This is a genomic window from Streptomyces sp. NL15-2K (genome assembly GCF_030551255.1).
Classification (GTDB): domain Bacteria; phylum Actinomycetota; class Actinomycetes; order Streptomycetales; family Streptomycetaceae; genus Streptomyces.
In genome coordinates this window covers 3,594,587-3,608,209 of sequence record NZ_CP130630.1, presented here as the reverse complement: position 1 = coordinate 3,608,209, position 13,623 = coordinate 3,594,587, and the positions used below count along the sequence as shown (strand labels likewise).

The following is a 13,623-nucleotide window of genomic DNA, read 5'->3' as shown; positions in this document are numbered from 1 at the left end:
TGTGCCCGTCAAACCCGGTGCGAGAGAACGTCCGGATTCATCCGGCCATCCTCAACGCCCGTTCCACACCCGGCTCTTGAGGCCCCAGGAACCGCGGATCGGGCCGGAAAACGGCGTCCAGAGCGGCCTTTCCCGCCGCGACGATCTCGCGGACGCCGCCGTAGTACCAGGTCGCGTCGTGCCGGGCGTCGACCCCGACGCCGTACGAGGTGACACCCGCCGCCTGACACAGCGCGACCGCGCGCCGGATGTGGAAGCCCTGGCTGATCAGAACCGCCCGGTCGACGCCGAAGATCTTCTTCGCGCGCACGCAGGAGTCCCAGGTGTCGAAGCCCGCGTAGTCGCTGACGATCCGCCCGTCGGGCACGCCGTGCCGCGTGAGATACGTCCGCATCGCGTCCGGCTCGTCGTAGTCCTTCCGGCTGTTGTCGCCGGTGACGAGCACCACCTCGATCCGGTCCTCCCGGTACAGCTTCGCCGCCGCGTCCAGGCGGTGGGCGAGGTACGGCGACGGCTCGCCCTCCCACAGGCCCGCACCGAAGACGACGGCGACCTCGGTGCGCGGCACGTCCGCCGCCGTCCGCAGCCGGTCCCCCGTCACGACGTACATCCAGGTCGACGGCAGCAGCGCCAGCACGCACCCGGCCATCACCGCCTGCAGCAGCCGCCGCTGCCCGGTGCGGGTGCGCGGCAGGCGGGGTCTGCGCAGACGCGGTCTGCGCGGCTTCGGCAGTCGCATCGGAGGTCCCTCCCCGGTCGTCCCCCGGTCGTCCTTCGACAGTCAGAGACGCCCCGTAAGGCCCCCCGGTTCGCCGCCCACCACGTGACCAGCTTCACTTCGAGCAACGAAACCGCAGGTCACGGCACCTCACACACCCCCTGCACCCCACCGTGAACCCCCGGAAAACACCCGTCATTCCTGTGCAATGGGGCGGCAACCTACCCCCGCCACCATCAGTCCATGACGGCGACGCGCAAGTCGGAAGCCCTTCGCGACGAGTCCACGACCCTCGACAGTACGGCGCACATCATGAACCGGATCACCAGCCAGCTGGCCAGCCAGCTCAGCCTCGTCTCGATCGACGGCCGGCGGCGCCCCGAACCGCCGGCGCTCGTGGTCGTCGCGCACGGCAGCCGCGACCCGCGCACGCTGAGCACCGTCCGCACGCTGCTCGACCACGTCCGCGAACTGCGCCCCGGCCTGCCCGTGCACCTCGGCCACATCGAGCTGAACGAGCCGCTGCTCCCCGACACGCTCGCCTCCCTCGGCACCGGCGAGGCCGTCCTCGTACCGCTGCTGCTCAGCCGCGGCTACCACGTCAAGCGCGACATCCCCGAGATGGCGGCCGCCTCCGCGGCACGCACCCGCGTGGCCGCCCCGCTCGGCCCGCACCCGCTGCTCGTGGAGACCCTGTACGCCCGTCTGGTCGAGGCCGGCTGGCCCACCCGGATGAACGAGGCCACCCGCCGCTCCAGCGCGGTCGTCCTCGCCGCGGCCGGCTCCCGCGACCCGGAGGCAGCGGTGGACTCCCGCCGCACGGCCCACCTGCTCGCGGAACGCCTCGGCGTCCCGGTCGTCCCCGCGTACGCGTCGGCGGCAACCCCCACGGTCGAGACGGCTGTACGGGCCTTGACGGCCCGAGGCCGCCACCAGGTAGCCGTAGCTTCTTACTTCACGGCCCCGGGCCTGTTCGCAACCCAGTGCGCCGAAAAGGCCCCCTGGATAGCCTCGGCCCCCCTTGGCACGCACCCGGCAATGGCCCGCCTGCTCCTCCACCGCTACCACCAGTCCCTGGCAACGCAGGCGACAACAGAACCGGCACTGGCCTCGGCATAAAAACGCCGGGTAGGTAGAGCTACCCAGGGGCGCGGGGCTGTATCAATTTGCGGCTCCGCCGCGTGGGCGCGATCAGCCCAAGACGACCCGCACACGCCAAAACAACAGAACCCGGCAGATCCGTAGGCGCATTACTGTCAAGACATGGCAGGCACCGCACCCCCCGGCTACGACCCGACGTCAGTCGCCCGCTGGGCCGGCGAACCAGACAAACGCCCCGGCCGCACCGCCTTCCAACGCGACCGCGCCCGCGTCCTGCATTCCTCCGCGCTCAGAAGACTCGCCGGCAAAACCCAAGTGGTGACGCCCGGCACGATGGGCCAGGCCTGGGACGCCAGCCCCCGCACCCGCCTCACCCACTCCCTGGAGTGCGCCCAGGTGGGCCGAGAGCTGGGCGCGGCCCTCGGCTGCGACCCGGACCTGGTCGAGGCGGCCTGCCTCTCCCACGACCTGGGCCACCCACCCTTCGGCCACAACGGCGAGCAGGCGCTCAACGCATTCGCCGAGGACTGCGGCGGCTTCGAGGGCAACGCCCAGTCCCTGAGGCTCCTCACGCGCATCGAACCCAAACGGTTCACCCCCGAAGGCTCGGTCGGCCTCAACCTCACCCGCGCCGCCCTGGACGCCGCCACCAAGTACCCCTGGCCCCGTGGCGCCCACCCCACCGACCCCACGTCCCCGAAGTTCGGCGTCTACGACGACGACCGGCCCGTCTTCGACTGGGTCCGCGAGGACGCCCCCGGCACCCGCACCACCTTCGAGGCCCAGGTCATGGACTGGGCCGACGACGTGGCGTACTCCGTGCACGACGTCGAGGACGGCCTGCACGCCGGCCACATCGACCCGAACTGCCTGCACGCCGAGCCCGAGAGACAGGCGGTCTTCGCGGTCGCCATCGGGCGGTACGTGCCCGCCGACACCGACCCCGCCGAACTGGCCGAGGCCCTCGACCGGCTCCTCGCCCAGGAGTGGTGGCCGCACGGCTACGACGGTACGGCCGTCGCCCAGGCCCGCCTCAAGGACGCCACCAGCCAGCTCATCGGCCGCTTCTGCCTCGCCGCCGAGGGCGCCACGCGCGCGGCGTACGGCACCGGGCGGCTGACGAGGTACGGCGCCGAACTCGTCGTACCGCACGAAACACGCCTGGAGTGCGCGGTCCTCAAGGCGGTCGCCGACCGGTACGTCATGCAGCGCGCCGAGCAGGAGCGGCTGCGGGCCGACCAGCGGATCGTGGTCGCCGAACTGGCAGAGGCGCTCACCGTCCGCGCTCCCGACGGCCTGGACCCGCAGTTCCGCGCGCTGTTCGACCAGGCGCCGGACGACCGTGCGCGCAAGCGGGTGATCGTCGACCAGATCGCCTCCCTCACCGACGCGTCGGCCCGCTCGCTTCACGCCCGTCTGACGGGGCAGAGATGATGCTGATGAGACAGATGAAACAGATGAGACGAGGGTGAAGCGAAACCCGCCCGAATGTGACCCTCCGTGGCCTGAACGGGCCACTCCCTCTTCCCGCATCACGCTGCGTGCGGGACGCTCGCATGTGGCGACATCCTTACGAGGAGGCATCAAGTGGTCGACGCGGATCAGACATTCGTCATCGTCGGAGGCGGTCTCGCCGGCGCGAAGGCGGCCGAGACGCTCCGAGCGGAGGGCTTCACCGGCCGCGTGATACTGATCTGCGACGAACGCGACCACCCGTACGAACGCCCTCCCCTCTCCAAGGGCTACCTGCTCGGCAAGGAGGAGCGCGACAGCGTCTTCGTGCACGAGCCCGCCTGGTACGCGCGCAACGACATCGAGCTGCACCTCGGCCAGACCGTCGACGCCGTCGACCGCACGGCGAAGACGGTCCGCTTCGGCGAGGACGGCACGGTCGTCCGCTACGACAAGCTCCTGCTCGCGACCGGCGCCGAGCCCCGCCGCCTGGACATCCCGGGCACCGACCTCGCGGGCGTCCACCATCTGCGCCGCCTCGCCCACGCCGAACGCCTCAAGGGCGTCCTGACCACCCTCGGCCGGGACAACGGCCACATCGTGATCGCGGGAGGCGGCTGGATCGGCCTGGAGGTCGCGGCTGCGGCCCGCGAGTACGGCGCCGAGGTCACCGTCGTCGAGCACAATCCGACCCCGCTGTACCGGGTCCTCGGCCCCGAGCTCGGCAACCTCTTCGCCGAACTGCACCGCGAGCACGGCGTCCGCTTCCACTTCGGCGCGCGGCTCACGGAGATCGTCGGCCAGGACGGCATGGTGCTGGCCGCCCGCACCGACGACGGCGAGGAGCATCCCGCGCACGACGTCCTGGCGGCGGTCGGCGCGGCCCCACGGGTCTCCCTCGCGGAGGCGGCGGGCCTGGAGATCGCCGACCGCGCGCACGGCGGCGGGGTCGTGGTCGACGAGCGCCTGCGCACCTCCGACCCGGACGTGTACGCGGCCGGCGACGTCGCGGCCTTCCCGCACCCCCTCTTCGACATCCGGATGCGCGTCGAGCACTGGGCCAACGCCCTGAACGGCGGTCCGGCGGCGGCCCGCGCGATGCTCGGGCAGGACATCACCTACGACCGTGTGCCCTATTTCTTCACCGACCAGTACGACCTGGGGATGGAGTACAGCGGGTGGGCGCCGCCGGGGACGTACGACGAAGTGGTGATCCGGGGGGACGCGGGCAAACGGGAGTTCATCGCGTTCTGGGTGAAGGAGAACCGGGTGCTGGCCGGGATGAACGTGAACGTGTGGGATGTCACAGAGCCGATCCAGCAGCTGATTCGTTCCCAGGCTCAGGTGGACACGGAGGCGCTGGCGAGCCCACACGTTCCGCTGGAGAGCGTGGGTAGCCAGGCTTCCTAGGAGTCACTGCTGTCAGTCCGTCCCCGTAGAATTCACGCGTGGCAGGACGGATCAACGACGAGGACGTGAAGGCGGTACGGGACGCGGTCCCGATCGACGCCGTGGTGTCCGAGTACCTCCAGCTGCGAGGCGCGGGCGGCGGGAACCTGAAGGGCCTGTGCCCGTTCCACGACGAGAAGTCGCCGTCCTTCCAGGTCAGCCCGAGCAAGGGGCTGTTCCACTGCTTCGGCTGCCAGGAGGGCGGCGACACCATCACGTTCGTGATGAAGGTCGACCACCTCTCCTTCTCCGAGGCGGTCGAGCGCCTGGCCGGCCAGGCCGGCATCACCCTGCGCTACGAGGAGGGCGGGTACAACCCCGCCCACCAGCGCGGCGAGCGGATCCGCCTGGTCGAGGCCCACAAGATCGCCGCCGAGTGGTACATGGAGCAGCTGGCCGGCAGCCCGGAGGCCGACGCCGGCCGCAAGTTCCTCGCCGAGCGCGGCTTCGACCAGGCCGCCGCGGAGCACTTCTCCGTCGGCTACAGCCCCCAGGGCTGGGACCACCTCACCCGCTACCTCCGCGGCAAGGGCTTCACCGACAAGGAGCTGATCCTCTCCGGCCTCTCCCAGGAGGGCCGCCGCGGCCCCATCGACCGCTTCCGCGGCCGCCTGATGTGGCCCATCCGCGACATCGGCGGCGAGGTCGTCGGCTTCGGCGCCCGCAAGCTCTACGAGGCGGACAACGGCCCCAAGTACCTCAACACCCCCGACACGGCGATCTACCGCAAGTCCCAGGTCCTCTACGGCATCGACCTGGCGAAGAAGGACATCGCCAAATCGAGCCGCGCGGTCGTGGTCGAGGGCTACACGGACGTGATGGCCTGCCACCTCGCCGGCGTCACCACCGCCATCGCCACCTGCGGTACGGCCTTCGGCACCGACCACATCAAAATCCTCCGCCGTCTCCTCATGGACAACGGCTCCGCCCGCGTCATCTTCACCTTCGACGGCGACGCGGCCGGCCAGAAGGCGGCCCTGCGCGCCTTCGAGGACGACCAGAAGTTCGCCGCCGAGACGTACATCGCGATCGCGCCGGACAACATGGACCCCTGCGACCTGCGCCTGGCGAAGGGCGACGAGGCGGTCGCCGACCTGGTCGAACCCCGCACACCGCTGTTCGAGTTCGCGCTCCGCCAGATCGTCGGCCGGTACGACCTGGACACCCCGGCGGGACGGGCGGCGGCATTGGACGAGGCGGCGCCCATCGTCGCCCGCATCAAGAACACCGGCGCCCAGCACGAGGTCGCCGTCCAGCTCGCGGGCATGCTCGGCATCCTCGACACGCAGTTCGTGGTCAAGCGCGTCGCCCAGCTGGCCCGTTGGGCCCGCGACCGCGGCGGCAAGGGCCCGGCGCCGGCGCGGGGCCCTCAGCAGCAGTACGACGACCGGCCGCGCCCCGCGATGTCCGGCCCGGCCCTCAACCTCCGCAACCCGGTCTACGCCACCGAACGCGAGCTCCTCAAACTCGCCCTCCAACGCCCGGAGTTGGTCTCCCCGGCCTTCGACGCGTACGGCGTCGACGAGTTCACCGCCGCGCCCTACGCCGCCGTACGCCAGGCCATCACGGACGCGGGCGGCGCGGAGTACGGCGTCCAGGACCCGCAGGAGTACTTGGTCCGGGTCCGCGAGGCCGCCCCCGACGACGCCGTCCGCGCGATGGTCACGGAACTCGCGGTCGAGGCGATCATGCGCAAGACGGTCGACGAGCACTACGCCGGCGACCAACTCGTCACGGTCCGGCGCCGCGCGGTCGAGCGCCGCATCCGGGAGATCCAGTTCACCGTGAGGCGACTGGAAGCGGGCGGTGATCCGGCCCAGCTGGCCGCGGCGAAGAACGAACTGTGGGTTCTTCAGCAGTACGACAGGGCCCTGAGGGACCACGGAGCCGCAGCTCTCTGAGCGTGTCGCGTCCGACAGGGTAACCACGCGGTCACGGACCGGACTCAAAAAGTCACCGCACGCCCCTCGTGGCGGCGATGTGTCGTACTCCACACTGGGTTCCGGTGCCTGAGTCCTCGGAGCGCGGCCGATCCGTCCCCAGCGGGTCCCACACCCCCGCGGTTCCACTCATCGCGTACGGGACGGACAGCGGCGAGGCCGCCGACTCCGCCCCCGAAGTACCGCTGCCGCACACCTCAGCAGCGATCATCCTGGAGGTCGCCCCCGTGCAGACCCAGACCCTCACCCAGACCGACATCAGTACGGACGGCGCGGAACCTGATACGGAGACCGACGTTCTCGTCGCGGTCCCGTCGCAGAACCGTGTCGTGCACCACCCCGAGGCGGAGCCGGAGGGCCCGCCCGCCGAAGCGCTGGAGAGCGCCGAGGCCCCCGAGGCCGTCGAGGTCCCCGAGCCGCCCGAGCCGGCCCGCGCCAAGGCCGACACCAGCGGACCCTCCTCGGACCTGTTCCGCCAGTACCTGCGGGAGATCGGCCGCATCCCGCTGCTCACCGCGGCCGAGGAGGTCGACCTCGCCCGCCGCGTCGAGGCCGGCCTGTTCGCCGAGGAGAAGCTGCGCCTCGCCCCCGACCTGGACAGCCAGCTCGCCCTCGATCTGGACAAACTGGTCGTCATGGGCCGCATGGCCAAGCGCCGCCTCATCGAGGCGAACCTGCGGCTGGTCGTGTCCGTGGCGAAGCGGTACGTCGGCCGCGGGCTGACCATGCTCGACCTCGTCCAGGAGGGAAACCTGGGCCTGATCAGGGCCGTCGAGAAGTTCGACTACGCCCGCGGCTACAAGTTCTCCACGTACGCCACCTGGTGGATCCGCCAGGCCATGTCCCGCGCCCTCGCCGACCAGGCCCGCACCATCCGGGTCCCGGTCCACGTCGTCGAACTCATCAACCGGGTCGTACGGGTGCAGCGCCGCATGCTCCAGGAACGCGGCTACGAACCGACCCCGGCGGAGGTCGCCGCCCACCTCGACCTGCCGCCCGAGCGCGTCAGCGAGGTCCTCCGCCTCGCCCAGGAACCCGTCTCCCTGCACGCCCCGGTCGGCGAGGAGGACGAAGTCGCCCTCGGCGACCTCATCGAGGACGGCGACGCGACCAGCCCGGTCGAGTCGGCGGCGTTCCTGCTGCTCAGGGAGCACCTGGAGGCGGTGCTGTCGACACTGGGGGAGCGGGAGAGGAAGGTCGTACAACTGAGGTACGGCCTGGCGGACGGCCGCCCGCGCACGCTGGAGGAGATCGGCCGCATCTTCGGGGTGACGCGGGAACGGATACGGCAGATCGAGTCGAAGACGCTGAACAAACTGAGGGACCACGCGTTCGCGGACCAGCTAAGGGGCTATCTGGACTGATGCCGCCGTAGCTGCGGGCAGTCGTGCCGCTGGGGCGGCACGGGTGGGCGCAGCGGCACCCCGCAAGCGCGGGCAAGCGCACCCACCCGCCCCAGCCCCCACACAGCGCACCGAACTCAGTCCACCTCAGCCACCGCCTGAGCGAACTGCGCCTTGTACAACCGCGCATACGCCCCATCGGCCGCCAGCAGATCGGTATGCGTACCCTGCTCGACGATCGCCCCGTTCTCCATCACCAGAATCGTGTCCGCGTCCCGAATCGTCGACAACCGATGCGCGATCACGAACGACGTACGCCCATGCGCCAGCTTGGCCATCGCCTTCTGGATCAACACTTCCGTCCGCGTGTCCACCGAACTCGTCGCCTCGTCCAGCACCAGGATCACCGGGTCGGACAAAAACGCCCGCGCGATGGTGATGAGCTGCTTCTCACCGGCGCTGACCCCACTGCCCTCACCGTCGATCACGGTGTCGTAGCCGTCGGGCAGCGTCCGGATGAACCGGTCCGCGTGGGCCGCCCGAGCCGCCTCCTCGATCTCACCCCGGTTGATCTCCCTGGACGCCCCGTACGCGATGTTCTCGGCGATCGTCCCGCCGAACAGCCAGGTGTCCTGGAGCACCATGCCGATCCCGGCCCGCAGTTCGTCCCGGGACATCCTGGCGATGTCGACGCCGTCGAGGGTGATACGCCCGCCGGTGACGTCGTAGAACCGCATCAGCAGGTTGACCAGCGTGGTCTTGCCGGCGCCGGTCGGGCCGACGATGGCGACCGTCTGCCCGGGCTCGACCTTCAGCGAGAGGTCCTCGATGAGCGGCTTCTCGGGGTCGTACCGGAACGACACGTGCTCCAGCGCCACCCGCCCGCGCAGTTCCTCGGGCCGTACGCCCGGCACCGGATCCGCCTCCTGCTCCTCCGCGTCCAGGAGTTCGAAGACCCGCTCGGCCGAGGCGACACCCGACTGGACGAGGTTCGCCATCGACGCGACCTGCGTCAGCGGCATCGAGAACTGCCGCGAGTACTGGATGAAGGCCTGCACATCACCGATGGACAGCGCGCCGGCCGCCACCCGCAGCCCGCCGACGACCGCGATCAGCACGTAGTTCAGGTTCGACACGAACATCATCAGCGGCTGCATGACCCCGCTGTTGAACTGCGCCTTGAACCCGGCCTCGTACAGCGCCTCGTTCTGCTCGGCGAACTTCTGGGCCGACTCGTCCTGCCGCCCGAACACCTTCACCAGGGCGTGCCCGGTGTACATCTCCTCGACGTGCGCGTTGAGCTTGCCGGTGGTGCGCCACTGCTGCACGAAGTGCGGCTGCGACCGTTTGCCGACGCGCGTGGCGACGACGTACGACAGCGGCACGGTGACCAGGGCGACCAGCGCCAGCAGCCACGACACCCAGAACATCATCACGAGCACGCCGATGATGGTGAGCACCGAGTTGATGAGCTGGCCCATCGACTGCTGGAGGGTCTGCCCGATGTTGTCGATGTCGTTGGTGGCCCGGCTGAGCACCTCACCGCGCTGCCGCTTGTCGAAGTACGACAGCGGCAGCCGCGACAGCTTCGTCTGCACGTCCTCGCGCATCCGGTACATGGTCCGGTTCACGGCGCTGTTCACCAGCCGCGTGGCCACCAGCATCAGCAGACCGGCGACCATGAACACGACGAGCGCGAGCAGCAGGACGTTCCCGACGGCGCCGAAGTCGATGCCCTTGCCCGGGGTGAAGTCCGTGCTCCTGAGCATGTCGGCGATCGAGCCGTCGCCGCGCTCGCGCATCGACGCGAGGACCTCGTCCTTGGTGTCCCCGGCCGGCATCTGCCGCCCGATGATCCCCGCGAAGACCAGGTCGGTGGCCTTGCCGAGGATCTTCGGCCCGATGACCGACAGGCCGACGGACACGAGCACGCACAGCAGCAGCGCGTAGATGGTCAGCCGCTCCGGCTTGAACTGGGCGACGAGCCGTTTGCCCGACCCCTTGAAGTCCATCGAATGCTGGTCGGGGCCGCCCCCGGCCATCATCCGCCCTGCTGGCCCCGCCATCAGGCAGCCTCCGCTTCCGTCAGCTGGGAGAGCACGATCTCCCGGTAGGTCTCGTTGTCCGCCATCAGCTCGTGGTGCCGTCCGGTGCCGACGACCCGCCCCTCGTCGAGGACGACGATCCGGTCGGCGTCCCGGATGGTCGCCACCCGCTGGGCGACGATGACGACGGTCGCCTCTGCGGTCTCGTCGGCGAGCGCCGCACGCAGGGCCGCGTCGGTGGCGTAGTCGAGCGCGGAGAAGGAGTCGTCGAAGAGGTAGATCTCCGGGCGCTGGACGAGGGTGCGGGCGATGGCGAGACGCTGGCGCTGACCGCCCGACACATTCGTGCCGCCCTGCGCGATCGGCGCGTCGAGCCCGCCCTCCAGCCGCTCCACGAAGCCCTTGGCCTGCGCCACCTCCAGCGCGTGCCACAGCTCCTCGTCGGTGGCGTCCGGGTTGCCGTAGCGCAGGTTGGTGGCCACCGTGCCCGCGAACAGGTACGGCCGCTGCGGCACCATCCCGACCGTCTTCGCCAGCAGGATCGGGTCGATGGTCGCCACGTCCACGCCGTCGACGAGCACCTCGCCGTCGGTCGCGTCGAACAGCCGCGGCACCAGCCCGAGCAGCGTGGACTTCCCGCTGCCGGTCGAGCCGATCACGGCGGTCGTCTCACCGGGCCGGGCCACCAGGTCGACCGACCTCAGCACCGGCTCCTCGGCCCCCGGGTAGCGGAAGCCCGCCCCGCGGAGCTCCAGATGGCCGTGGCGGCGCAGCTCGCGCACGGGAGCCGTCGGCGGAACCACGCTCGACGAGGTGTCCAGGACCTCCTGGATGCGCTCGGCGCACACCTCCGCGCGCGGCACCATCATGAACATGAACGTGGCCATCATCACGGACATCACGATCTGCATCAGATAGGCGAGGAACGCGGTCAGGCCGCCGATCTGCATCCCGCCGCTGTCGATGCGGTGCGCGCCGAACCACACCACGGCGATCGACGACAGGTTCACCACCGTCATGACCATCGGGAACATCAGCGCGAGCAGCCGCCCGGTGCCCAGCGCCATGTCGGTCAGATCGGTGTTCGCCTTCCGGAAGCGGTGCTGCTCGTACTCGTCCCGCACGAACGCGCGGATCACCCGGTTGCCGGTGATCTGCTCACGCAGCACCCGGTTCACCGTGTCCAGGCGCTCCTGCATGGACCGGAACAGCGGGCGCAGCCGGCGCACGATCAGCGTCACACAGATGCCCATCACCGGCACCACCGCGACCAGCACCCCGGACAGCGGCACGTCCAGACCGAGCGCCAGCACGATGCCCCCCACGCACATGATCGGCGCGGACACCATCAGCGTGAACGTCATCAGGACCAGCATCTGGACCTGCTGGACGTCGTTCGTCGTCCGGGTGATCAGCGAGGGCGCGCCGAACTGGCCGACCTCGCGCGCCGAGAAGGACTGCACCCGGTCGAAGACGGCTGCCCGGACGTCCCGGCCGAGCGCCGAGGCGGTCTGCGCGCCGTAGTACACGGCACCGATGTTGCACACGACCTGTACCAGCGAGATGCCGATCATCAGGGCGCCGTAACCGAGGATGTAGCCGGTGTCCCCCTTCACCACACCGTCGTCGATGATGTCGGCGTTCAGCGTGGGCAGGTAGAGCGTGGCGCAGGTCTGCAGCAACTGCAGCAGCACCAGCAGGGTGATGGGTCTCTTGTAAGGCCTGAGGTAGGTACGCAGAAGTCGTATGAGCACGCGTTGTCTCTCGGAGTCGACGGCGGGGCCGGTTGGTTGCCCCTGGCCCCTATCGTCGAACACTCCACCCGCGTTACCTCAACCGATTAAGCCGACAGCGTGGCTTCGTACGGCCTTATGGGTGCGACAAGGCTGCGACAGGGGTGCGACAGGGATGCGATTCCTACCGGAACCTTACGTTCCGCTATGCCCGGAACACCCCCGGAGCTATGCCCGGAACGCCCCCGGATGCGTCTGCTCCCGCACCGACACGAACTGCTGCCGCACGGCCTGCCCGACCGCCAGTTCCTCGCCCGGCTCCAGCACCTGCGCGGCCGCGCCGTGCCAGGGCGGCGGGGTGCGCGGGTCGAGCGTCCCCTGCGACACCCCGAGCGCCCAGGCGGCCTGCCGGGCGGCACCGACCGCCGCGTAGTCCGCGGGCTGCGGTACGACGACCTGCGTACCGAACAGCGCCGGCGCCGCCGCCTGCACGGCAGGCAGCTCGGCGGCCGCCCCCAGCAGAAACACCCGCCGCACGTCCACGCCCCGGCCGCGCAGCACGTCGAGCGCGTCCGCGAGCCCGCACAGCATGCCCTCGAACGCGGCCCGCGCCAGATGCTCCGGCTTCATCGACTCCCGCCTGAGACCCGACAGGGTCCCGGCGGTGTGCGGCAGGTTCGGCGTCCGCTCACCCTCCAGATAGGGCAGCAGCACCAGCCCGTGCGACCCCGGCGTCGACTTCATCGCCAGATCGGACAGGCTCTCCAGATCGGGCAGCCCGAGCATCTCGGCGGCCCCGCGCAGGGTCCGCACGGCGTTCAGCGTGGTGACGACCGGCAGGTGCATGCCGGTCGCGTCCGCCAGGGAGGTGATCATCCCGGACTGGTCGACGAGCGCCTCGGGATGGATGGCCATCACGGACCCGGAGGCCCCGAGGGAGACCACCGCGTCCCCGATGCCGAGCCCCAGCCCGAAGGCGGCGGCCATCGTCTCGCCGGTCCCGGCGGAGATCAGCAGCCCCTCCGGCGTCGTACCGGCGGCACCCGACGGTCCGATCACCTCGGGCAGCATCGCCTGGTGACCGAGCGCCAGCTCGACGAGATCGGCCCGGTAGGCGCCGGTGGCCGCCGACCAGTACCCGGTCCCGGAGGCCCCGCCCCGGTCCGTGGTCCTCCTGACCGGCCGCCCGAGCAACTGCCACACCAGCCAGTCGTGCGCCTGCATGAGGACGGAGGTACGCAGGGCGGCGTCGGGCTCGCTCTTGGCGAGCCAGCGCAGCTTGGTCACGGGTTGAGCGGCCTGCGGTACGCACCCCACCGCCTGCGCCCACGCCTCACGCCCGCCGAGCGCGTCGACGAGATCGGCCGCCGCGACCTGCGCCCGCTTGTCCCCGCCGACCATCGCCGGCCGTACGGTGCCCCCCTGCGCGTCCAGCGGCACCACCGCGTTCTGCTGCGCGGACACGCCGATGGCCTGCACGCCTTCGAGCAGCCCGCCCCCGGCCGCCTCGCCCAGGGACAGCAGCCACGCCTGCGGATCGACATCGGCAGGCCGACCGCCGCCCTCGGTGTTCTCCACCGGGTGCGGCGCGTATCCCTGCCTGAGCACGGAACCTGTGTCCGCATCGCAGACGACGATACGAGTGAAATCGGGCGAACTGTCCAGCCCGGCGACTATCCCCATGGCCAAAATTCTGCCGTACCGCGGCGCCGACTCGGGCCATGGGCGCCGTAGGGGTGGCTGTGGTCCGGCGGGTGCGGGTGCTCCGTGGCTGGTCGCGCCCACGCGGCGGAGCCGGAAATGTCACACCCCGCGCCCCTGGGTCCGTGGCTGCGCTCGGCG

General features: G+C 70.6%; 9 protein-coding genes. 5 read left to right on the top strand and 4 right to left on the bottom strand.

The window, feature by feature from the left end; all coding sequences use genetic code 11:
* Window positions 1-37 precede the first annotated feature (37 nt).
* The gene (locus Q4V64_RS15910; RefSeq protein WP_124442480.1) at window positions 38-739 is read right to left on the bottom strand and encodes an ElyC/SanA/YdcF family protein; all 702 of its coding nucleotides are present in this window, start codon (window positions 737-739) and stop codon (window positions 38-40) included.
* 222 nt (window positions 740-961) lie between these two features.
* Between Q4V64_RS15910 and Q4V64_RS15905 the strand changes: the two genes are divergently transcribed.
* The 5 genes from Q4V64_RS15905 (at window position 962) to Q4V64_RS15885 (ending at window position 8,024) form a co-directional block, all read left to right on the top strand.
* A complete protein-coding gene (locus tag Q4V64_RS15905; RefSeq protein ID WP_124442481.1) occupies window positions 962-1,837 on the top strand; it encodes a sirohydrochlorin chelatase in 876 nt (291 codons plus the stop codon).
* Between the two features lie 144 nt (window positions 1,838-1,981).
* On the top strand, window positions 1,982-3,253 hold the full coding sequence (locus Q4V64_RS15900; RefSeq protein WP_124442482.1) for a deoxyguanosinetriphosphate triphosphohydrolase: 1,272 nt from the start codon (window positions 1,982-1,984) through the stop codon (window positions 3,251-3,253).
* Window positions 3,254-3,406: 153 nt separating this feature from the next.
* Complete coding sequence (locus Q4V64_RS15895; protein WP_124442483.1) at window positions 3,407-4,681, top strand: FAD-dependent oxidoreductase; 1,275 nt, start codon at window positions 3,407-3,409, stop codon at window positions 4,679-4,681.
* A 38-nt stretch (window positions 4,682-4,719) separates the two neighbouring features.
* Entirely contained in the window at window positions 4,720-6,621 is a 1,902-nt protein-coding gene (gene dnaG / locus Q4V64_RS15890; RefSeq protein ID WP_124442484.1) for a DNA primase, read from the top strand.
* A 104-nt stretch (window positions 6,622-6,725) separates the two neighbouring features.
* The gene (locus Q4V64_RS15885; protein WP_124442485.1) at window positions 6,726-8,024 is read left to right on the top strand and encodes an RNA polymerase sigma factor; all 1,299 of its coding nucleotides are present in this window, start codon (window positions 6,726-6,728) and stop codon (window positions 8,022-8,024) included.
* 116 nt (window positions 8,025-8,140) lie between these two features.
* Here the strand turns inward: Q4V64_RS15885 and Q4V64_RS15880 are convergent, their stop codons facing one another.
* The 3 genes from Q4V64_RS15880 to Q4V64_RS15870 all read right to left on the bottom strand — a co-directional run bounded on the left by Q4V64_RS15880 (window position 8,141) and on the right by Q4V64_RS15870 (window position 13,464).
* Window positions 8,141-10,069, bottom strand: a complete 1,929-nt coding sequence (locus Q4V64_RS15880) for an ABC transporter ATP-binding protein (RefSeq protein WP_124442486.1) — start codon at window positions 10,067-10,069, stop codon at window positions 8,141-8,143.
* Complete coding sequence (locus Q4V64_RS15875; protein ID WP_124442487.1) at window positions 10,069-11,802, bottom strand: ABC transporter ATP-binding protein; 1,734 nt, start codon at window positions 11,800-11,802, stop codon at window positions 10,069-10,071. Before Q4V64_RS15875 ends, Q4V64_RS15880 begins: the two co-directional genes overlap by 1 nt.
* A 207-nt stretch (window positions 11,803-12,009) precedes the next feature.
* Window positions 12,010-13,464 (bottom strand): FGGY family carbohydrate kinase, encoded by a 1,455-nt coding sequence (locus Q4V64_RS15870; RefSeq protein WP_124442488.1) that lies wholly within the window; start codon window positions 13,462-13,464, stop codon window positions 12,010-12,012.
* Window positions 13,465-13,623: the final 159 nt, after the last annotated feature.

Excerpts from the sequence above, each read along its gene's own strand:
- Q4V64_RS15910 (WP_124442480.1), bottom strand. The coding sequence starts at position 739 with ATGCGACTGCCGAAGCCGCGCAGACCGCGTCTGCGCAGACCCCGCCTG.
- Q4V64_RS15905 (WP_124442481.1), top strand. The coding sequence starts at position 962 with ATGACGGCGACGCGCAAGTCGGAAGCCCTTCGCGACGAGTCCACGACC.
- Q4V64_RS15900 (WP_124442482.1), top strand. The coding sequence starts at position 1,982 with ATGGCAGGCACCGCACCCCCCGGCTACGACCCGACGTCAGTCGCCCGC.
- Q4V64_RS15880 (WP_124442486.1), bottom strand. The coding sequence starts at position 10,069 with ATGGCGGGGCCAGCAGGGCGGATGATGGCCGGGGGCGGCCCCGACCAG.
- Q4V64_RS15870 (WP_124442488.1), bottom strand. The coding sequence starts at position 13,464 with ATGGGGATAGTCGCCGGGCTGGACAGTTCGCCCGATTTCACTCGTATC.